This is a genomic window from Pseudomonas syringae, assembly GCF_023278085.1.
GTDB classification, from domain to species: domain Bacteria; phylum Pseudomonadota; class Gammaproteobacteria; order Pseudomonadales; family Pseudomonadaceae; genus Aquipseudomonas; species Aquipseudomonas syringae_Q.
In genome coordinates, this window is record NZ_CP066265.1 from 1,720,890 (window position 1) to 1,740,020 (window position 19,131).

Annotated in this window: 18 protein-coding genes; 9 read left to right on the forward strand and 9 right to left on the reverse strand. The window is 59.9% G+C overall.

What is annotated here, in order from left to right:
- Nucleotides 1-160: 160 nt before the first annotated feature.
- Entirely contained in the window at nt 161-2,905 is a 2,745-nt protein-coding gene (acnA, locus tag I9H07_RS07845; RefSeq protein WP_236427087.1) for an aconitate hydratase AcnA, read from the reverse strand.
- Between the two features lie 192 nt (nt 2,906-3,097).
- Between acnA and rlmM the strand changes: the two genes are divergently transcribed.
- From rlmM to pdxB, 3 genes are all read left to right on the forward strand, one after another.
- Nucleotides 3,098-4,171 carry a 23S rRNA (cytidine(2498)-2'-O)-methyltransferase RlmM gene (gene rlmM, locus I9H07_RS07850; RefSeq protein WP_236423916.1) on the forward strand — a complete coding sequence of 358 codons (1,074 nt, stop codon included), beginning with the start codon at nt 3,098-3,100 and terminating at the stop codon, nt 4,169-4,171.
- A gap of 392 nt (nt 4,172-4,563) precedes the next feature.
- The gene (tusA, locus tag I9H07_RS07855) at nt 4,564-4,818 is read left to right on the forward strand and encodes a sulfurtransferase TusA (protein WP_058391054.1); all 255 of its coding nucleotides are present in this window, start codon (nt 4,564-4,566) and stop codon (nt 4,816-4,818) included.
- Between the two features lie 73 nt (nt 4,819-4,891).
- Nucleotides 4,892-6,034 carry a 4-phosphoerythronate dehydrogenase PdxB gene (gene pdxB / locus I9H07_RS07860; RefSeq protein WP_058823797.1) on the forward strand — a complete coding sequence of 381 codons (1,143 nt, stop codon included), beginning with the start codon at nt 4,892-4,894 and terminating at the stop codon, nt 6,032-6,034.
- 64 nt (nt 6,035-6,098) lie between these two features.
- Here pdxB and I9H07_RS07865 read toward each other — a convergent pair whose 3' ends face one another.
- Nucleotides 6,099-6,269 (reverse strand): PA1571 family protein, encoded by a 171-nt coding sequence (locus I9H07_RS07865; protein ID WP_032606401.1) that lies wholly within the window; start codon nt 6,267-6,269, stop codon nt 6,099-6,101.
- Nucleotides 6,270-6,554: 285 nt separating this feature from the next.
- Here I9H07_RS07865 and I9H07_RS07870 point away from each other — a divergent pair, with 285 nt between their 5' ends.
- The gene (locus tag I9H07_RS07870; protein WP_058823796.1) at nt 6,555-8,324 is read left to right on the forward strand and encodes an ABC transporter transmembrane domain-containing protein; all 1,770 of its coding nucleotides are present in this window, start codon (nt 6,555-6,557) and stop codon (nt 8,322-8,324) included.
- Between the two features lie 56 nt (nt 8,325-8,380).
- Here the strand turns inward: I9H07_RS07870 and I9H07_RS07875 are convergent, their stop codons facing one another.
- Both I9H07_RS07875 and I9H07_RS07880 read right to left on the reverse strand, forming a co-directional pair.
- Nucleotides 8,381-8,662, reverse strand: a complete 282-nt coding sequence (locus I9H07_RS07875) for a pyrimidine/purine nucleoside phosphorylase (RefSeq protein ID WP_024644177.1) — start codon at nt 8,660-8,662, stop codon at nt 8,381-8,383.
- Between the two features lie 98 nt (nt 8,663-8,760).
- On the reverse strand, nt 8,761-9,303 hold the full coding sequence (locus I9H07_RS07880; RefSeq protein WP_024674225.1) for an exonuclease domain-containing protein: 543 nt from the start codon (nt 9,301-9,303) through the stop codon (nt 8,761-8,763).
- Nucleotides 9,304-9,560: 257 nt separating this feature from the next.
- On the opposite strand from I9H07_RS07880, the gene I9H07_RS07885 reads away from it, so the two are divergent.
- A complete protein-coding gene (locus I9H07_RS07885; RefSeq protein ID WP_024674224.1) occupies nt 9,561-10,388 on the forward strand; it encodes a substrate-binding periplasmic protein in 828 nt (275 codons plus the stop codon).
- Nucleotides 10,389-10,476: 88 nt separating this feature from the next.
- Here I9H07_RS07885 and I9H07_RS07890 read toward each other — a convergent pair whose 3' ends face one another.
- Together I9H07_RS07890 and eat are read right to left on the reverse strand one after the other, a co-directional pair.
- On the reverse strand, nt 10,477-10,644 hold the full coding sequence (locus I9H07_RS07890; RefSeq protein WP_007252154.1) for a DUF2897 family protein: 168 nt from the start codon (nt 10,642-10,644) through the stop codon (nt 10,477-10,479).
- A 121-nt stretch (nt 10,645-10,765) separates the two neighbouring features.
- Nucleotides 10,766-12,130, reverse strand: a complete 1,365-nt coding sequence (eat, locus tag I9H07_RS07895) for an ethanolamine permease (protein WP_058823795.1) — start codon at nt 12,128-12,130, stop codon at nt 10,766-10,768.
- A 291-nt stretch (nt 12,131-12,421) separates the two neighbouring features.
- On the opposite strand from eat, the gene pyrF reads away from it, so the two are divergent.
- Nucleotides 12,422-13,120: an orotidine-5'-phosphate decarboxylase gene (gene pyrF / locus I9H07_RS07900; RefSeq protein ID WP_058823809.1), complete on the forward strand. Its 699-nt coding sequence runs from the start codon at nt 12,422-12,424 to the stop codon at nt 13,118-13,120.
- Nucleotides 13,121-13,254: 134 nt separating this feature from the next.
- Here the strand turns inward: pyrF and I9H07_RS07905 are convergent, their stop codons facing one another.
- Nucleotides 13,255-14,262 carry an NADP-dependent oxidoreductase gene (locus tag I9H07_RS07905; RefSeq protein WP_058391059.1) on the reverse strand — a complete coding sequence of 336 codons (1,008 nt, stop codon included), beginning with the start codon at nt 14,260-14,262 and terminating at the stop codon, nt 13,255-13,257.
- A 231-nt stretch (nt 14,263-14,493) separates the two neighbouring features.
- On the opposite strand from I9H07_RS07905, the gene I9H07_RS07910 reads away from it, so the two are divergent.
- On the forward strand, nt 14,494-15,426 hold the full coding sequence (locus I9H07_RS07910) for a S66 peptidase family protein (protein WP_236423915.1): 933 nt from the start codon (nt 14,494-14,496) through the stop codon (nt 15,424-15,426).
- A 16-nt stretch (nt 15,427-15,442) separates the two neighbouring features.
- Here I9H07_RS07910 and I9H07_RS07915 read toward each other — a convergent pair whose 3' ends face one another.
- Nucleotides 15,443-16,636 (reverse strand): benzoate/H(+) symporter BenE family transporter, encoded by a 1,194-nt coding sequence (locus tag I9H07_RS07915; RefSeq protein WP_024673370.1) that lies wholly within the window; start codon nt 16,634-16,636, stop codon nt 15,443-15,445.
- Between the two features lie 115 nt (nt 16,637-16,751).
- Nucleotides 16,752-17,222 carry a MarR family winged helix-turn-helix transcriptional regulator gene (locus I9H07_RS07920; protein WP_058391062.1) on the reverse strand — a complete coding sequence of 157 codons (471 nt, stop codon included), beginning with the start codon at nt 17,220-17,222 and terminating at the stop codon, nt 16,752-16,754.
- An 82-nt stretch (nt 17,223-17,304) separates the two neighbouring features.
- Here I9H07_RS07920 and I9H07_RS07925 point away from each other — a divergent pair, with 82 nt between their 5' ends.
- Both I9H07_RS07925 and I9H07_RS07930 read left to right on the forward strand, forming a co-directional pair.
- Nucleotides 17,305-18,471, forward strand: a complete 1,167-nt coding sequence (locus tag I9H07_RS07925) for a PLP-dependent aminotransferase family protein (protein ID WP_236423913.1) — start codon at nt 17,305-17,307, stop codon at nt 18,469-18,471.
- Between the two features lie 35 nt (nt 18,472-18,506).
- Nucleotides 18,507-19,109, forward strand: coding sequence for a glutathione S-transferase family protein (locus tag I9H07_RS07930; RefSeq protein ID WP_058391064.1), 603 nt, complete (start codon nt 18,507-18,509; stop codon nt 19,107-19,109).
- Nucleotides 19,110-19,131: the final 22 nt, after the last annotated feature.

Sequence of the window (19,131 nt, forward strand, 5' to 3'; positions counted from 1 at the left end):
GTATCGATCCTTCGATTCTGAGGACTGTGGCGTGTTATCGGCGGGTGAGCCGATAAATTGAATGTTGCACGCCAAATGACCCATGAGTCAGTGCAGCGGGGGATTTCACCGTGGCCAGCCACTGTGAAATCCCCTGTGCATGAATCGCCGCGCAACCGCCTCAGGAGGCGATCAGCTGTCGCAACACATAATGCAGAATGCCGCCCGACTTGAAGTACTCCACCTCGTTGAGCGTATCGATACGGCACAATACGTCGACGGTTTCGTGGCTGCCGTCCTCGCGCTCGATATGCAGGGCCAGGCTCATGCCTGGTTGCACGTCGGCGTTGGTCAGCCCGGTGATTTTCAGGGTTTCCTTGCCGGTCAGGCCCAGGGTCTTGCGCGTCTGGCCGTTCTTGAACTGCAATGGCAGAACACCCATGCCCACCAGGTTGGAGCGGTGGATGCGCTCAAAGCTTTCGGCAATGACCGCTTTGACGCCCAGCAGATTGGTACCTTTCGCCGCCCAGTCGCGGCTGGAACCGGTGCCGTACTCCAGGCCTGCGATAATCACCAGCGGTGTGCCTTCAGCCTGATAGCGCATCGCGGCGTCGTAGATCGCCAGCTTCTCGCCGGATGGCACGTGCACAGTGTTGCCGCCTTCTTCGCCGCCGAGCATTTCGTTGCGGATACGAATGTTGGCAAAGGTGCCGCGCATCATCACTTCATGGTTGCCGCGACGTGAGCCGTAAGAGTTGAAATCCTGGGACTTGACGCCTTTCTCTTGCAGATAACGTCCGGCCGGGCTGTCGGCCTTGATATTGCCAGCAGGGGAGATGTGGTCAGTGGTGACCGAATCCCCCAGCAGGGCAAGGATGCGCGCGTCTTCCACGTCCTGAATCACGGGCGGCGGGCCGCCAATGCCGTCGAAGAACGGCGGGTGTTGAATGTACGTTGAGTCGTCCTGCCAGACATAGGTGGCAGCCTGCGGCACCTCGATGGCCTGCCACTGTTCGTCACCGGCAAACACCTCGGCGTATTCCTTGTGAAACATGCCGGTATTGACGCTGGCGACCGCGTCGGCGATCTCCTTCTGGCTGGGCCAGATGTCGCGCAGATAAACAGGTTGGCCGTCCGAGCCTTCGCCCAGCGGTTCGCTGCTGATGTCGATGCGCACTGAGCCTGCCAACGCGTAGGCGACCACCAGCGGTGGCGAGGCCAGCCAGTTGGTCTTGACCAGCGGATGAACCCGGCCCTCGAAGTTGCGGTTGCCCGACAGCACCGACGCGACGGTCAGGTCGGACTGCTGAATGGCTTTTTCGATCGGCTCCAGCAGAGGGCCGGAGTTGCCGATGCAGGTCGTACAGCCATAGCCCACCAGGTTGAAGCCCAGCGCGTCGAGGTATTGAGTCAGGCCGGCTGCCGCATAGTAATCGGTCACGACCTTGGAGCCGGGTGCCAGCGAACTCTTTACCCAAGGCTTGCGTTGCAGGCCTTTTTCGACGGCTTTTTTGGCCACCAGGCCGGCTGCCATCATCACGCTGGGGTTGGACGTGTTGGTGCAGGAGGTGATGGCCGCGATCACTACCGCGCCATCTTTCAGCTGATAGGTCTGCCCGTTGTACTCATAGTGGCTTTCGCCGCTGACCTGCGCATCGTTGCCCACTGCAACGCCACCGCCGCCTTCGCTTTCAAGACGGCCTTCTTCGCCTTTGGCAGGCTTGACCTGCAAGCCTAGGAAGTCGTTGAACGCCTGGGCAACCTGTGGCAACGCCACACGGTCCTGCGGGCGCTTCGGACCGGCAAGGCTGGCCTCTACGGTACTCATGTCCAGTTCCAGGCTGTCGGTGAACACCGGCTCCTGGCCGGGCAGACGCCACAGGCCTTGTGCCTTGCAATAGGCTTCAACCAGTTTCACGGTTTCAGCGGGGCGGCCTGACAGGCGCAGGTAATCCAGCGTCACGTCATCAACCGGGAAGAAACCGCAGGTTGCGCCGTACTCCGGGGCCATGTTGGCGATGGTTGCACGGTCGGCCAGCGGCAGATCGGCCAGGCCGTCACCGTAGAACTCGACGAACTTGCCGACCACGCCTTTCTTGCGCAGCATCTGGGTCACGGTCAGCACCAGATCGGTCGCGGTGATGCCTTCCTTCAGTTTGCCGGTCAGCCGGAAACCGATGACTTCCGGGATCAGCATCGACACCGGCTGGCCGAGCATCGCTGCCTCGGCTTCGATCCCGCCCACGCCCCAGCCCAGTACGCCGAGGCCGTTGATCATGGTGGTGTGCGAGTCGGTGCCGACCAGTGTGTCGGGGAAGGCATAGGTGCGACCGTCTTCTTCTTTAGTCCAGACGGTGCGGCCCAGATACTCCAGGTTCACCTGATGGCAAATACCGGTGCCGGGCGGCACCACGCTGAAGTTATCGAAGGCGCTCTGGCCCCAGCGCAGAAACGCGTAGCGCTCACCGTTGCGCTGCATCTCGATGTCAACGTTCTGTTCGAACGCCCCGGAGTTGCCGAACGTGTCGACCATGACCGAGTGGTCGATGACCAGGTCCACCGGCGACAGCGGGTTGATGCGCTGCGGGTCGCCGCCAGCCTTGGCTACGGCGGCACGCATCGCGGCCAGATCGACCACCGCAGGCACTCCGGTGAAATCCTGCATGAGGACCCGGGCAGGGCGGTACTGGATCTCTCGATCCGAACGACGCTCGGTCAACCAGTCGGCGATGGCCTTGAGGTCGTTGCCGGTGACGGTTTTGTTGTCTTCCCAGCGCAGCAGGTTTTCCAGCAACACTTTGAGGGACATGGGCAGCTTGTCGAGATTGCCGAGGGAGCGGGCAGCATCGGGCAGGCTGAAATAGTGGTAGGTCTTGTTATCGATTTCGAGCGTTTTCAGGCTCTTCAGGCTATCGAGGGAGGGCATGAATGTCTCCTTTTGGAATGTTCTCCGAACATCGGATTACGGGGCTCCATGTACATCAGGTCAGGAACACCGTATCAGGCTTCAGGTTCTGTGGACTGTCGGGCCGCGCCAGTGGTTCCAGGATTGGGCTATGATGCGCGGCTTTCAAGTCTGCGGGGTTACGCCCGAGTGCCCGTTGCCCAGGAGTAACCCATGAATACACTGTTTATGCATTGCCGGCCCGGTTTTGAAGGCGAGGTCTGCTCGGAAATCGCCGAGCATGCCGCACGCCTGGAGGTTGCCGGTTATGCCAAGGCGCGACCCAATACCGCCTGCGCCGAATTTATCTGCACCGAAGCGGATGGCGCCGAACGGCTGATGAGCGGCCAGCGCTTCGACCAGATGATCTTCCCTCGGCAGTGGGCGCGAGGCCTGTTTCTCGACCTGCCGGAGACCGACCGCATCAGCGTGATCCTCGCTCAGCTGTCGGCGTTTCCGACGTGTGGGAGCCTGTGGCTGGAGGTGGTGGACACCAACGATGGCAAGGAGCTGTCGAATTTCTGCAAGAAGTTCGAAGCGCCGTTGCGCAAGGCCTTGAGCCAGGGTGGCAAGCTGGTCGATGATCCGCGCAAACCGCGTTTGCTGTTGACCTTCAAGAGCGGTCGCGAGGTGTTTCTTGGACTGGCTGACGCTGACAATTGCGCGATGTGGCCGATGGGCATCCCGCGCTTGAAGTTCCCCCGCGAGGCGCCGAGCCGCTCCACTCTGAAACTTGAAGAAGCGTGGCATCATTTCATCCCCAGAGACCAGTGGGACGAGCGTCTTTCCGGTGACATGACCGGCGTCGACCTGGGCGCCGCGCCCGGTGGCTGGACCTATCAACTGGTACGCCGCGGCATGCTGGTGACGGCCATCGACAACGGGCCGATGGCGGAAAGCCTGATGGATACCGGGCTGGTGCAGCATTTGATGGCCGACGGCTTCACCTACAAGCCTCGCCAGCCGGTGGACTGGATGGTCTGCGATATCGTCGAAAAGCCGGCGCGCAATGCGGCGCTGCTGGAAACCTGGCTGGGCGAAGGCTTGTGTCGCGAAGCGGTGGTCAACCTCAAGCTGCCGATGAAACAGCGCTACGCGGAAGTCCGTCGCTTGCTCGACCGCATCGAAGAGGGCTTTCAGGCGCGCGGTGTGCGGGTGTCGATCGGCTGCAAACAGCTCTACCACGATCGCGAAGAAGTCACCTGCCACTTGCGCCGACTGGACGTGGCCAAAGCTGCGAAAAAGTGAATTCAGTCAGATACATCTTTGACTGCTTCTCCAACTGACCCTCGTGCCAACGCGGAGCGTGTGCACGATAGTCAAACACTGCCACGCCCTACGCGCAGCCGCTGCCAATAAAGTGCTTTTCGACCACGATGGCACTGACGACGCAGAACCGCCGTGTGACGCAGAGCGTCACGAAATGCATTACCACGCGGAGCGTGGGAACGAGAATCAAAAGCCGCGAAAAAGTGACTGGAGTCAGATACAGGTATGACTGCCTCTCGTTCCGCACGCTCCAGTGGAATGCAGTTCTGGACGCTCTGCGTTTGACCTTGAATATGCGCTGCGGCGAGCGTCATCGGCTTGGCCTGCCCACTGATTTGAGCGACAATCGCTACCCGCTTCTGGAGTGCCCCATGTCTGAATCCGTTGAACACCTCACCGTTGATGCCGTTCTGGATGCCACCGGGCTGAACTGCCCGGAACCGGTGATGATGCTGCACCAGAAGGTTCGCGACCTGCCTGCGGGCGGTTTGCTCAAGGTCATCGCGACCGATCCGTCCACGCGCCGTGACATTCCCAAGTTCTGCATCTTCCTCGGCCATGAGCTGGTCGCGGAGCAGGCAGAGGCAGAAACTTTTCTGTACTGGATTCGCAAGAAAGCCGACTGACTGCCGCATTGCTGCAACCCGCGCCTGTTCATGACATGGACTGGTCTTCGTACGCCTGACCCGAGAGTCTTCCATGCGCATTGTTGCTGACGAAAATATTCCCTTGCTCGACGCCTTTTTCGCTGATTTCGGAGACATACGTCGCTTGCCCGGACGTTCCATAGACCGTGCAGCGATAGCGGACGCCGACATTCTGCTGGTGCGCTCGGTTACGCCAGTGACCCGCGAGATGCTGGAGGGCAGCCCGGTGCGTTTCGTCGGCACCTGCACCATCGGCACGGATCATCTGGACCTCGCTTATTTCCAGGAGGCTGGCATTCAATGGTCCAGCGCGCCGGGCTGCAACGCGCGTGGCGTCGTCGATTATGTGCTGGGCAGCCTGCTGACCCTGGCTGAAATCGAAGGTGTCGATCTCAGGCAGCGTACCTACGGTGTGGTCGGTGCAGGGCAGGTGGGCGGTCGTCTCGTGACAGTATTGAAGGCGCTGGGCTGGGATGTGCTGGTCTGCGATCCGCCCCGCGAGTCAGCCGAAGGGCAAGGTTTTGTCAGTCTCGACGAGATCATCCAGCGTTGTGACGTCATCAGTCTGCACACGCCGCTGACCAGAGCCGGAGACATGCCGACCTGGCACTTGTTCGACGAGGCGCGTCTTCGTCAGCTAAGACAAGGTGCCTGGCTGATCAACGCCAGCCGTGGCGCGGTGGTGGACAACGCAGCGCTGCATGACGTGCTGCTGGATCGCGAAGACCTGCAGGCCGTGCTGGATGTCTGGGAGGGCGAGCCGCAAGTCAATACAGCGCTGGCCGATCTGTGTGTGATCGGGACGCCGCACATCGCCGGTTACAGTCTTGACGGCAGGCAGCGTGGCACTGCGCAGATCTATCAGGCGCTGTGTGCCTTTTTCGGCCAGCCGCCGGTGATCACCCTCGACGACCTGCTGCCCCGGCCATGGCTGGCGCAGATCCGTCTCGATGTCGAGACTGATCCGGTCTGGGCCTTGAATACGTTGTGCCGCAGCGTGTACGACCCGCGCCGCGACGACGCGGATTTTCGCCGCAGCCTGACAGGCGATACGGCCAGTCAGCGTCTGGCCTTCGACGCCTTGCGCAAACACTATCCGCCACGTCGCGAAATCGAAGGGCTGAAGGTCCGGCTTGAGGGCCATTCCGAAGCGTTGGTGCAGATCGTCAGGGCGCTGGGCGCGGTGCTGGTCTGAGACCCCGTTTACAGCGCATAAAAAACCCGACAACAAGGTCGGGTTTCAACGTATTCGACAGGTCTTATTTTTCAGGTGTTACCCAGTTCTTGTCGCATTCCTGACAGGCCACCTGAACCATTTCTTCGGTGATCAGTACTTCGTGCCCGTCCTGGTCGAGAATGGCACCGCCAACCGGCAGGTTGGGCGTGGCTCGTACGACTTGAACTTCGGTGCTGCGCTCGTGCAGGCTCATGGTGTCTCTCCTTTCATCAGGTAACGGCATTAAATTAACCGCGCTTGATGACCGGTCCGTGACAGGTACTGTCAGCCGCTCAAGCGCGATACCAGTGCAACAGAATTGATGCAACTCTGCCAGCATGCGCTTAGATCGTTGTCGTCTAGCCGCGCTGTGAAGCAGTCATAACCTGACCTTTGGAGCAGGGCGCAAGTTCACTCTGAATGACGCACAGCGTCGCCTGTCTGACAGGTGTAGGCTTGGCGATTCGGTCATATCGGCAGTCAGGCAGGTTTATATTTCATGATTTCACTGTTTTCCGGGCGTCAGCGTCAGGCCATACGTCTGGCCGCGAGCTTCATCGCGCCGTATCGCTGGCAGGCACTGGGCGCGTTGCTGGCGCTGGTCGTCACGGCGGGCATCACCCTGTCGATCGGGCAGGGCATCAAGCTGATGATCGACCAGGGATTCATGACGCGTTCTGCACAACTGCTCGAACGTTCCATCGGGTTGTTCATGCTGTTGACGGTCGGCCTGGCCATCGGGACGTTTACACGCTTCTACCTCGTGTCGTGGATCGGTGAACGTGTGGTTGCCGACTTGCGCAAGAAAGTCTTCGACCACCTGATCGAATTGCATCCGGGCTTCTATGAAAATAACCGCAGCTCGGAAATTCAGTCGCGATTGACCGCCGACACCACCCTGTTGCAGTCGGTCATCGGTTCGTCGCTGTCGATGTTTCTGCGCAATGCATTGATGGTGATAGGCGGCATTGTGCTGCTGTTCATCACCAATCCCAAACTCACCAGCATTGTAGTGGTGGCCTTGCCGCTGATCATTGCGCCCATCCTCATGTTTGGTCGACGGGTGCGCAACCTGTCGCGCGAAAGTCAGGACCGGGTCGCCAACGTGGGCAGCTATGTGGCCGAGGCGCTGGGGCAGATCAAGACGGTACAGGCCTACAACCATCAGCAGCAGGACCGACAGCGCTTTGCACACACCGTCGAGCAAGCGTTCGATACCGCCCGCAAACGGATTCTGCAGCGTTCCTGGCTGATTACGCTGGTCATCGTTCTGGTACTGGGTGCCGTCGCCGTGATGTTGTGGGTGGGTGGCATGGACGTGATCAACGGCCGCATTTCCAGCGGTGAACTGGCAGCGTTCGTGTTCTATGCGCTGGTAGTGGGCATGGCGTTCGGCACGTTGAGTGAAGTGATCGGCGAGTTGCAGCGCGCCGCCGGTGCCGCCGAGCGTATCGGCGAACTGCTTCAGGCGCGCAGCGAGATCCGCGCGCCAGCTACCGACCTGCTGATCCTGCCGCCGCGCATCAGCGGTCGTCTGGCGCTGGAAAACGTCAGCTTTGCCTACCCGTCACGGCCCGAGCGCAACGCCGTCGACAGCCTGACCCTGAGTGTGGAACCCGGCGAAACACTGGCGCTGGTCGGCCCCTCGGGGGCGGGCAAGTCAACGATCTTCGACCTGCTGCTGCGTTTCTATGATCCGGCAAGCGGACGGATTCTGATCGAGGGAATGGCGGTCGAGCGCCTTGACCCTCATGACCTGCGCCGCTGCTTCGCACTGGTCTCGCAATCGCCGGCACTGTTTTTTGGCAGCGTCGAGGACAACATCCGTTATGGCAACGCGAACGCCAGTTTCGAGCAGGTAGAGGCCGCCGCCCGGATCGCACATGCCCATGAGTTCATTCTGGAAATGGCTGACGGCTATCGCACCCATCTGGGCGAGGGCGGGCTTGGTCTGTCAGGCGGGCAACGGCAGCGTCTGGCGATTGCCCGGGCATTGCTGGTCGACGCGCCGGTGCTGTTGCTGGACGAGGCCACCAGCGCGCTGGATGCGCAAAGCGAGCATTTGATTCAACAAGCGTTGCCGAGCCTGATGCAGGGCCGAACCACGCTGGTGATCGCCCACCGGCTGGCCACGGTACAGAATGCCGATCGCATTGCAGTCATGGACCAGGGGCGGCTGGTGGCCGTTGGTACGCATCAGCAGCTGATTGCCAGCAACCCACTATATGCACGCCTGGCGGCGTTACAATTCAATGCGGGCAGGGCGTGACGAGCGGAAAGTTTTACCGACCACGGTGGGAGGCGATGACCTCCCACTGATCAGGCTCAGCGATATTCACACAGATAAGCCGTATCGACGCTGACCTTGATCTGGAACTTGCTGTTCGCCGGTACATTGAACTGGCTGCCGGTGGTGAAAGTTTCCCAGTCGCTGCTGTCAGGAAGTTTCACATTCAACTCACCGGAAATGACGTGCATGATTTCCCGTTGCGCAGTACCGAACTCATATTCACCCGCTGCCATGACGCCGATGGTTGCCTGACCGTCGGCCTGGCTGAAGGCGATGGATTTGACGGTGCCGTCGAAGTATTCGTTGACCTTGAACATGGGCGGTTCCTTATGAAAGGGCTGGAAATGGCTCGCCAGTATGCCCAACACGCCAAACCTCGTCACGCCTGATTAATGTCGTCCGCAAGAGCGGCTAATCAGTTGGTCAGAATCAGTGGCAACAATCTGGCGGTGTTGCGGGCATCGACCAGCGCCCGGTGTTGCTGACCGGAAAACTGCATACCGGCCAATTGCAGGGCGCTGTTCAGACCCATGGGTTTCTGCAGATGGCGGGCCTGGGCAAAACGCTGTTTGAGATTGACATGCGGCATGCTGGACAGGGCGCTGTCGAGTTGATGATTACGCCATTCCTCTTCCAGTTGCTGACGGTCGTAATCCCCCCAACTCGCCCAACCCACAACGCGGGCCCGATGATGAGCAAGCCAGCGCTCAAACTGCGGCCACACAGCTGTCAGCGGTGCGGCGCTGTCGATATTGCTTTGGCTGATATGGGTAAGTTCGCGACAGAAATGGGTCAGCAGCGGTCTGCGAACGGGGCGTACGAAGCGCTCGAAGTGATCCAGCTCGCGCCCGTCCTGATTGACCAGTGTCGCGCCTATTTCGATGACTTCCATTTCTGCGACCGGCCAGCCACCTTCTTCAGTGGTAGCCTCCAGATCAATCACTAGCCAATGCGGCATTATCAAGCTTCCTTACCCTGTTGAATGACCACAGCTCAGGCACAATGACCCGCCGTGCCGGACGCTGCTACCCACCGGCAGCAGCGTCTGTCTTGTTTGCCTTGGTAGTGACCACCCTATAACGCATTGGTGCCTTGTGCGAGTTCATTGCTTTCCTGCACAAGGCGATACTTGAAACTGGCTGACGCCGGTGATTTGACAGTTGTTTAAATCAGGGAAACCGCATAGCGTGGGGGGCTTTGATTAATGTTGTTTTTATGAAAAGACTTGCAGTGATAATCAATGGGCGACTGCGCGGGACTGCAACGGGCGTATTGCTGTTCCTCTCGCTGGTGACGGGGTCGCAGTCTTTCGCAGCGCAAGTCGTGCGTGTGGCAGCGGTGCATTTCCCGCCGTACATGGTGCGTCCCGAGAAAGGCGAAGACACCGGCCTGTTGCCACGTCTGATCGCGGCCTTGAATACGGCGCAGGATGATTACGAGTTCGTGATGATTCCGACCTCCGTAGCACGACGCTTTCGCGACTTTACCGAAGGCCGTTTCGACATCGCGATCTTTGAAAACCCTGACTGGGGCTGGAAAGATATTCCCCATGAAACAGTCGATATGGGGCTCGAAGATGCTGAAGTGTATGTTGCCCGGCGTACCGAAGGGCGCGAGCAGGACTATTTCGACACGCTGTCGGGGAAACGCCTGGCCGTGTTCTCCGGGTACCATTACGGTTTTGCCAACTTCAATACCGATCAGAAGTTTCTGAACGAACACTTCAACATGACCTCGACGTATTCTCATGACAGCAATCTGCTGATGGTCGTGCGCGGAAGAGCAGACATTGCGCCGGTTACCCGTTCTTATCTGATTGACTTCATGGCGCATAACAAAGCCGAGGCCGAGCAGTTGATGGTGTCTGATCGCGTCGACCAGATTTATCGGCAATACGCGTTGTTGCGTCCCAACGGCACTATCGATGTATCACACTTCACAGTGTTGCTGGACAAGCTGCGCAGGGATGGAACGCTGGCGGCTATCTTTCAGCCGCTGCACATCAAGGTACTGCCGATGAGTACTGACGGCGCTGAGCGATAAGACGCGTCACGTCTTGGGCAAGAGGCAGGTGTGGGGTGAAAAGAGGGAAGGGTGACAGCAGCTTCCACGGTCTGCCACCCTTGCTGACTCAACGATCCCTGGCGTCCTTGGCGTCCATTTCCGCGTTGCGCTCATGGACGCGCTTGAGCTGTTCTTCGGTCAGGGGCAGTTTCTTGGCTGTATCGCGCAGCATCATCAGACCGCCGACGATCGAGCCGATGGCTACGAGCAGAATTAACCAGGCATACCAGGGCATAGCGCTCTCCTTGTTGTGATACCGGTTTGAGCAGCGAGGCTGCTCAATGGTTCAAGTGTATGCGCCACAAGCGTGTTGCGTGCAAGGCCATTTGCACGCAACGTGGGAGGGAGCTTTCGGGTTACTGGCCGGTCAGCATTGCGTCGGCCGGTGCCGCGGCGCGGGACTTGGCGGTCAGGCTGAAGTAGATGAACCCGATAGCCATCAGACCCAGGAAAATCAGGCCGATCAGCATGTTGAACCAGGCCATTGCGATCAGGCACACCACCGCCAGAACCAGAGCAATGCCGGGCACCACAGGGTAGCCGGGGGCGCGGAAGGTACGTTCCAGTTTCGGCTCGGTCTTGCGCAGCTTGAACAGGCTGAGCATGCTCATGATGTACATGACGATGGCGCCGAAGACGGCCATGGTGATCATGGCTGCGGTGAGGGTCATGCCGCTCAGGTTGATCAGGCCGTCACTGTAGATCGCGGCGATGCCGATAACGCCACCGGCAATGATCGCCCGGTGAGGCGTTTGAAAGCGCGATAGTCTGGCCAGCGAGGCGGGCAGGTAGCCGGCACGGGCAAGGGCAAAGAACTGGCGCGAGTACCCCATGATGATCCCGTGGAAGCTGGCGACCAGACCGAACAGGCCAATCCACACCAGCATGTGCAGCCAGCCGGAGTTGTCACCGACCACGGCCTTCATCGCCTGCGGCAGCGGGTCGTTGATGTTGGCCAGCGTGCGCCAGTCGCCCACACCACCGGCAAACAGCATCACGCCGATGGCCAGCACCACGAGGGTGAGAATCCCGCTGATGTAAGCTTTCGGGATGGTCCGTTTCGGGTCCTTGGCTTCTTCGGCGGCCATGGCCGCACCTTCTATGGCCAGGAAGAACCAGATGGCAAACGGGATCGCCGCGAACATGCCGGCAATGGCTTCGGGTCCGAAAGTCTGTGAGCCCGCCCAGCCATTGAGGGCGAAATTGCTGAAACTGAAGGCAGGCGCGACGACGCCCATGAACACCAGCAACTCGGCGACGGCCAGAATGCACACCACCAGTTCGAAGGTCGCGGCCAGTTTCACACCCACAATGTTCAGCGCCATGAACACAATGTAGGCACCGACCGCTGCATGTCTGGGGTCAAGACCCGGGTATTGCACGTTGAGGTATGCACCAATGGCCATGGCGATGGCCGGTGGCGCGAACACGAATTCGATCAGCGTCGCCATGCCGGCGATCAGCCCGCCTTTCTCGCCAAAGGCACGGCGGCTATAGGCGAACGGGCCACCTGCGTGGGGGATGGCAGTGGTCAGTTCGGTAAAGCTGAAGATGAAGCAGGTGTACATGGTGGCAACCATCAGTGCTGTTACCAGAAAACCCAGCGTGCCTGCCGCACCCCAACCGTAGCTCCAGCCGAAGTATTCGCCGGAAATCACCAGCCCGACGGCGATCCCCCATAAGTGAATCGTGCCGAGCGTCGGCTTGAGTTGCGTACTCATTGTTATCTCCCTGAGATTCGATAATCGTTGAAACATCCTGTTGCAGAGGCCGTGCCAGTGCATTGTTCATTGTCGTGTTGCTTCAAAACAGGTCGTTTGTGGAACGCCAGGGTGAACAGATTCACCCTGTTGTGCAGATTCGGTGCAGGCTAACGTAGCGATGGTCGCTGCAGGTGCAGGAAATAGTGACTTTTTACGACCGCCACTGGACAAATGCCGATCTATGGGTCCCGCCCGTTCGCCGGTTCGGCTACAATGCGCGCCGATTTCGACTTACCTGAGACCACGCTCATGTCCGCCTGCCAGACTCCTGTCATCGTCGCCCTGGATTTTCCGACCCGTGAAGCCGCCTTGCGACTGGCGGATCAACTTGATCCCAAACTGTGCCGGGTCAAGGTTGGCAAGGAGCTGTTCACCAGTTGTGCAGCGGACATCGTCGAAACCCTGCGTGACAAGGGCTTCGAGGTGTTTCTGGATCTCAAATTCCACGACATCCCGAACACCACCGCCATGGCGGTCAAGGCGGCGGCAGAGATGGGCGTGTGGATGGTCAACGTGCACTGCTCCGGCGGGCTGCGCATGATGGCCGCGTGCCGTGAGGTGCTTGAACAACGTACCGGTCCACAGCCGTTGCTGATTGGCGTGACAGTACTGACCAGCATGGAGCGCGAAGACCTCGCCGGTATCGGCCTGGACGTCGACCCTCAGATTCAGGTACTGCGCCTGGCGGCGCTGGCTGAAAAGGCAGGTATGGACGGCCTGGTCTGCTCCGCACTGGAAGCCCGGGCGCTGAAAGCTGCCCATCCATCACTGCAACTCGTTACCCCGGGCATCCGCCCGGCGGGCAGCGCGCAAGACGATCAGCGCCGCATTCTTACCCCGCGTCAGGCACTCGACGCAGGTTCTGACTACCTCGTGATCGGCCGCCCGATCAGTCAGGCCGCCGACCCGGCCAAGGCACTGGCCGCAGTGGTAGCCGAACTGGCTTGAACTGAAACGCACGGTAGACCCTCTCGTGCCAATGCTCCGCGTTGGCATGCATTTCTGGACACTCCGCGTCCGCTTTTGGGCGCAGAGCGTCCCCACGCGCAGGGGCGTGAGGAACGCTAGGTGACCGGCGATGTTCAGTCCACTTTCAAAATCAACTTGCCGTAGTTATCGCCCGTGAACAGCTTCAGGAATGTCTCGGGGAAGGTCTCCAGGCCTTCTTCGATGTGCTCCTTGCTCTTCAGCTTGCCTTCCTTGATCCAGCCGGCCATGACCTGACCCGCTTCTGCAAAGCGGTCTGCGTGATCGAGCACGATGAAACCTTCCATGCGCGCACGGTTGACCAGCAGTGACATATAGTTGGCCGGGCCTTTGACGGCAGTGGTGTTGTTGTACTGGCTGATGGCACCGCAGATCACCACACGGGCACCGACTGCCAACTGGCTGAGCGCCGCGTCCAGAATGTCGCCGCCGACGTTATCGAAGTACACATTCACACCGTCCGGGCAATGGCGTTTCACGGCATCCAGCACGTCTTCGGACTTGTAGTCGATAGCCGCATCGAACCCCAGCTCTTCAGTCAGCAAACGGCATTTCTCTTTGCCCCCTGCGATACCGACCACCCGGCAGCCTTTGATTTTGGCAATCTGCCCGGCCACGCTGCCGACCGCACCTGCCGCACCGGAGATCAAGACGGTGTCGCCACTTTTCGGCTGGCCAACATCCAGCAGCGCCAGATAAGCGGTCATGCCGGTCATGCCGAGCGCCGACAAATACAGCGGCAGCGGAGCCAGGCTGGTGTCTACCTTGTAGAAACCCTTGGGCTCACCGATAAAGTAGTCCTGCACGCCCACGGCCCCTTGCACGTGATCGCCCACCGCGAACTTGGGGTTTTTCGATTCGAGCACTTCACCCACGCCCAAGGCGCGCATGACCTCGCCCAGTTCTACGGCCGGAATGTAGGATTTGCCCTCGTTCATCCAGCCGCGCATGGCCGGGTCCAGGGACAGGTATTTGTTTCTGACCAGGATCTGGCCGTCTGCGAGAGCCGTCACCGGGACGGTCTGATACGTGAAGTCGTCACGACGTACAGTGCCCGATGGACGCTTGGCGAGCAGGAACTGGCGATTGGAAAGATCAGTCATGGCAGGGCCTCATAAAAATGGTTCAAGAATGGATTCAAACGCTCGCTGTGGTATTCAGGCAAGAAGTGATCATCAAGCGAATGCCGTTTGATCCATGTGATTGATAGGAGTCCGGTCAGGCTATGGCGTTCAGCTTGATCTGCGGGTGACACATATTGATTGTCGATAGGGCTTGAGTCACACACCTCAGTGCTCTAGATTTCTCGCTCGATGAACGCTTGGAAGATCGTAATGCTGGCCACCTCTTTACAGACCCTTCAACCCCAGGTCCTGCGCGCTGGCGACGCCGTGGCGCTGGTGTCTCCTGCCGGGCCTGTGGCGGCTGCCAGGGTCGAAGCGGCCGTCGAGGTGCTCAAGGGCTGGGGGCTGCGACCGCGGGTTTATCCTCATGCGCTGGGTGCTTATTCATTCTATTCAGGGACCGACGAAGAACGGCTCGCCGACCTCAACGCGGCACTGGCCGATCCGGAAATCCGCGCGGTGCTCTGCACGCGAGGTGGCTATGGCGTACAGCGGATCGTGCAGCAGGTAGACATGGAGGCCGTGCGCCGCGACCCGAAGCTGGTGACCGGTTTCTCCGACATTACCGCTCTGCACGGCGCGCTGTGGAACCATGCGCGTCTGGCGACCATTCACGGGCCAATCGCCGCGCAACTGGAGCGCGGTGGTCTGTTCGTCAGCAGCATGCGCCATGTGCTGATGAGCACCGAACCGGTCCTGCTCAAGGCAGATCCGGCTTCGCCGACCGCCAGTGTGCGCACCGCAGGCAGCGCTCAAGGGCTGTTGCTCGGCGGTAACCTGTGCATGCTCGATACCTCGGTCGGCACGCCATTCATGCCGGACCTGACCGGCGCAATTCTGCTCATCGAGGAAGTCAACGAACCTGCTTACCGGGTCGATCGCATGCTGACCCATCTGGGTAACTGCGGCATCCTCGGGCGTCTGGCGGGTATTGCGATCGGCGAGTTCACACCAGCCGCGAACACCGGCGGCACCATCAGCCCGGCGCATGTATTGCTGGAACGACTGGGCAGCCTGGGCATTCCGCTGCTTGGCGGTTTGCCGGTTGGTCATGGTGACCTCAACCAGGCCGTACCGCTGGGGATGCCGGCAATCCTCGATGCCGATGCCGGGACCTTGCTGGTGTCCGCAGCCGCTCGCTAAAACGCAAGGCAGATACTCAACCGGCCTTGCGCGCATTCAGAATCAGCAGCGTCAGTACGCCTGCGAGGATTCCCCACAATGCCGAGCCGATGGAAAACAGCGTCATGCCCGACGCGGTCACCATGAAGGTGATCAATGCGGGCTCGCGTTCTGTCGGTTCGGCCATGGCGACCGTCAAGCCATTGATGATCGAGCCAAACAGCGCCAGTGCCGCAATCGACAGCACCAGTTCCTTGGGGAATGCGCCGAACAGGGCGGCCAGGGTCGCGCCGAAGATACCGGCAATGCCATAAAAAATGCCGCACCAGATCGCTGCGGTGTATCGCTTCGCTTTGTCCGGGTGAGCGTGCGGGCTGGTACAGATTGCCGCGCTGATGGCTGCCAGGTTGATGCCGTGGCAACCGAACGGTGCGCTCAGCAGCGAGGCAATGCCGGTGGTTGAAATCAGTGGCGAGGTGGGCGGGTAATAACCGTCGGCGCGTAACACCGCCACACCCGGCATGTTCTGCGAGGTCATGGCGACCACGAACAGTGGAATGCTGATGCTGACGGTTGCCGCCCAGGAAAATTCCGGCGTGGTCCATACCGGCACGGCCAGCTCCAGAGCCAGCCCGCCAAAGTCCAGCAAGCCCGAAAGGCCGGCGATCACAATGCCGACCAGCAGCGCGAGCAGCACCGAGTAGCGTGGCGAAATGCGCTTGACCAGCAGATAAGTGAGAAACATGCCCACTACCAGACTGGTACGGTGCTGGGCAGCAACAAATATTTCGCTGCCGATCCGGAACAGGATGCCTGCCAGCAGGGCCGCAGCCAATGAAGCGGGCAAGCGTCTGACCAGCCGTTCGAACGTGCCGGTCATGCCACAAAGAATGACCAGGATCGCGCTGGTGATAAAAGCACCGACAGCCTGCGGATAGGTCACGCCGCCCAGGCTGGTGATCAGTAACGCTGCGCCAGGTGTCGACCATGCCACGGTGATGGGCGCGCGATAACGCAACGAGAGGCCGATGCTGCACAGCGCCATGCCCATGAACAAGGACCACAGCCACGAAGAAACCTGCGCACTGGTCAGCCCCGCAGCCTGTCCGGCTTGAAACATCAGCGCCAGCGAACTGGTACAACCAGTCATCACAGCGATGAAGCCGGCGACCATTGCTGACGCCGATGAGTCGGCCAGCGGGCGCAGCGGCACCTTCAGGGTTTCGTTCATGGAGGGTGTTCCTTGAGGCGGGCAGGTAGCGAAGGACGCCAAGCCTAAACGCAGGCTCACGCGGCCTTACGATACAGCGATACGTGTAAACGCCAGCACAGTTGCAAAGGCTCGTTTACTCGATGTCTGCGCCTGAGGGGCACGCTCCGGATTGCAGCGTCTGCCCCAGCGCGCGATTGACCGTCAGCCAGCCATCCACCGCTTCCTGACCGGCATCCCCAAACACGCGTTGCAGCAGCTTGACCTGCTCGCGGCGCAGCGCCTCTTCGAAGCGTGTGCCTTCCTCGGTCAGCGCCAACAGCCGCTTGCGCTTGTCGGTCTCGGGGGCGGCGCTGTTCACCAGATTCATGGCGATCAATTGGCGCAGCGGCGCGTTGAGCGCCTGCTTGCTGACCCCCAGTACTGTCAGCAGCTCTTTGACGCTCAAGCCGGGGTAGCGAGCGATGAAAAACACAATCCGCTGATGCACCCGGCTGAAGCCGCGTCTGGCGAGCATTTCATCGGCTTTGGCAGTGAACGCCTGATAGCCGAAGAAGAACGCTTCCATGGCCATTTGCTGATTGGCTGGTTTTTTAAGGTCAAGCATATTGACGTATCCGGTTGGCGCGTCGTAATTTGAGTCAACAAGTTTGACGTATTTTCATTGACCTCGGCTACAGGTAATCAACATGGCATTCTCTGAACGCGTTTCCCGTCTGAAAAGCTCCCTGATTCGCGAGATCCTTGCTGCCGCCCAGCGTCCGGAAGTGATGTCATTCGCTGGTGGCCTGCCTGCCGAGTCGATGCTGCCCAACGTCGAGTGGGCCGATATGCCGGTGTCACTGGGTCAATATGGCATGAGCGAAGGCGAGCCCGCATTGCGCCAAGCCCTCGCTGCAGAGGCGCGTGCATTGGGAATTGCCTGTGAAGCCAGTCAGGTGATGGTGGTCAGCGGCTCCCAGCAGACACTGGATCTGGCCGCCAAGCTCTACATCGACAAGGGCACCGAGGTTCTGCTGGAAGCGCCGACCTACCTGGCTGCATTGCAGATATTCCAGCTGTTTGGCGCTGACTGCATCACGGTGCCGTTGCTGGCCGAGGGCCCGGACCTGCAGGCTATGCGTCAGCGGCTGGAGCGGCACAGGCCTGCTTTCGCATACCTCATTCCGACCTTCCAGAACCCTTCAGCGGTGCGCTACAGCCAGGCCAGTCGCGATGCGGTCGCGGCCCTGCTCGACGAGTTCGGCGTGACGCTCATCGAAGACGAGCCGTACCGCGAGCTGACGTTTGACGGCGGCAGTGCCAAACCGATCGTGAGCAGCCTCAGGAAAGCCAGCTGGATCTACACCGGCACCGTGTCGAAGACGCTGCTTCCTGGTCTTCGCGTAGGTTATCTGATTGCCAGCCCTGATCTGTTTCCGCATCTGCTGCGTCTGAAACAGTCTGCCGACCTGCACACCAACCGTTTGGGGCAATGGCAGGCCTTGCAGTGGATCGGTACTGAACACTATCGTGAGCATCTGCGGACACTGCGTGAGTTCTATCGCGGTCGCCGTGATGCCTTTGAACAGGCCTTGCAACAGCACTTCGCGGATCTGGCAGTGTGGAACAGCCCGCAAGGCGGCCTGTTCTTCTGGTTGACCCTCAAGCAGCCGCTGGACACCCGCACCCTGCTGAATGCAGCACTGGCGCAGGACGTGGCCTTCATGCCGGGCGAGCCGTTCTTCGCCAACCCGGACGCCAACCACGGTTATTTGCGGCTCAATTTCAGTCACATTGATCCGGCGCGTCTGGATGAAGGTATAAAACGACTGGCATCGGTCGTGCGTGCAGCACAGAATCTGCAAGCGGCTTGATCAGATCAACCCGGACACACCAAGGGAGCAGGGCGATGTACAAGGTTTACGGTGATTACAACTCGGGCAATTGCTACAAGGTCAAGCTGATGCTTAACCTGCTGGGCAGCGAGTATGAGTGGGTGCCGGTGAATATCCTCAACGGCGAAACCCAGACCCCGGCCTTTCTTGAAAAGAATCCTAACGGCAAGATTCCGGTACTGGAACTGGAGGACGGCACGTGCTTGTGGGAATCCAATGCGATTCTCAATTTTCTTGCCGACGGCTCCCGATACCTGCCGAGTGAGCCGCGTTTGCGGACTCAGGTGTTGCAGTGGCAGTTCTTCGAGCAATACAGCCACGAGCCTTCTGTGGCGGTCGCGCGGTTTATCCAGTTTTACCTGGGGCTGCCAGAGGAGCGCATGGTTGAATACCGCGCGATGCAGAAGTCCGGCTATCGTGCTCTGGCCGTCATGGAACAGCAGCTCGATCGCACACCGTTTCTGGTCGGCGACACGTTCTCGATCGCCGATATTGCCTTGTATGCCTACACTCATGTGGCGCATCAGGGCGGCTTCGACCTGGCGCCTTATACCGGCATTCGCCGCTGGCTGCAGCGGGTTCAGGCTCAGCCTGGCTATATCGGCATGCTGGACTGACCCGATTACCTGGAGAGCAACG

Coding starts and splice junctions, on each gene's coding strand:
- acnA (WP_236427087.1), bottom strand. CDS start 2,905: ATGCCCTCCCTCGATAGCCTGAAGAGCCTGAAAACGCTCGAAATCGAT.
- rlmM (WP_236423916.1), top strand. CDS start 3,098: ATGAATACACTGTTTATGCATTGCCGGCCCGGTTTTGAAGGCGAGGTC.
- tusA (WP_058391054.1), top strand. CDS start 4,564: ATGTCTGAATCCGTTGAACACCTCACCGTTGATGCCGTTCTGGATGCC.
- pdxB (WP_058823797.1), top strand. CDS start 4,892: ATGCGCATTGTTGCTGACGAAAATATTCCCTTGCTCGACGCCTTTTTC.
- I9H07_RS07865 (WP_032606401.1), bottom strand. CDS start 6,269: ATGAGCCTGCACGAGCGCAGCACCGAAGTTCAAGTCGTACGAGCCACG.
- I9H07_RS07870 (WP_058823796.1), top strand. CDS start 6,555: ATGATTTCACTGTTTTCCGGGCGTCAGCGTCAGGCCATACGTCTGGCC.
- I9H07_RS07875 (WP_024644177.1), bottom strand. CDS start 8,662: ATGTTCAAGGTCAACGAATACTTCGACGGCACCGTCAAATCCATCGCC.
- I9H07_RS07880 (WP_024674225.1), bottom strand. CDS start 9,303: ATGCCGCATTGGCTAGTGATTGATCTGGAGGCTACCACTGAAGAAGGT.
- I9H07_RS07885 (WP_024674224.1), top strand. CDS start 9,561: ATGAAAAGACTTGCAGTGATAATCAATGGGCGACTGCGCGGGACTGCA.
- I9H07_RS07890 (WP_007252154.1), bottom strand. CDS start 10,644: ATGCCCTGGTATGCCTGGTTAATTCTGCTCGTAGCCATCGGCTCGATC.
- eat (WP_058823795.1), bottom strand. CDS start 12,130: ATGAGTACGCAACTCAAGCCGACGCTCGGCACGATTCACTTATGGGGG.
- pyrF (WP_058823809.1), top strand. CDS start 12,422: ATGTCCGCCTGCCAGACTCCTGTCATCGTCGCCCTGGATTTTCCGACC.
- I9H07_RS07905 (WP_058391059.1), bottom strand. CDS start 14,262: ATGACTGATCTTTCCAATCGCCAGTTCCTGCTCGCCAAGCGTCCATCG.
- I9H07_RS07910 (WP_236423915.1), top strand. CDS start 14,494: ATGCTGGCCACCTCTTTACAGACCCTTCAACCCCAGGTCCTGCGCGCT.
- I9H07_RS07915 (WP_024673370.1), bottom strand. CDS start 16,636: ATGAACGAAACCCTGAAGGTGCCGCTGCGCCCGCTGGCCGACTCATCG.
- I9H07_RS07920 (WP_058391062.1), bottom strand. CDS start 17,222: ATGCTTGACCTTAAAAAACCAGCCAATCAGCAAATGGCCATGGAAGCG.
- I9H07_RS07925 (WP_236423913.1), top strand. CDS start 17,305: ATGGCATTCTCTGAACGCGTTTCCCGTCTGAAAAGCTCCCTGATTCGC.
- I9H07_RS07930 (WP_058391064.1), top strand. CDS start 18,507: ATGTACAAGGTTTACGGTGATTACAACTCGGGCAATTGCTACAAGGTC.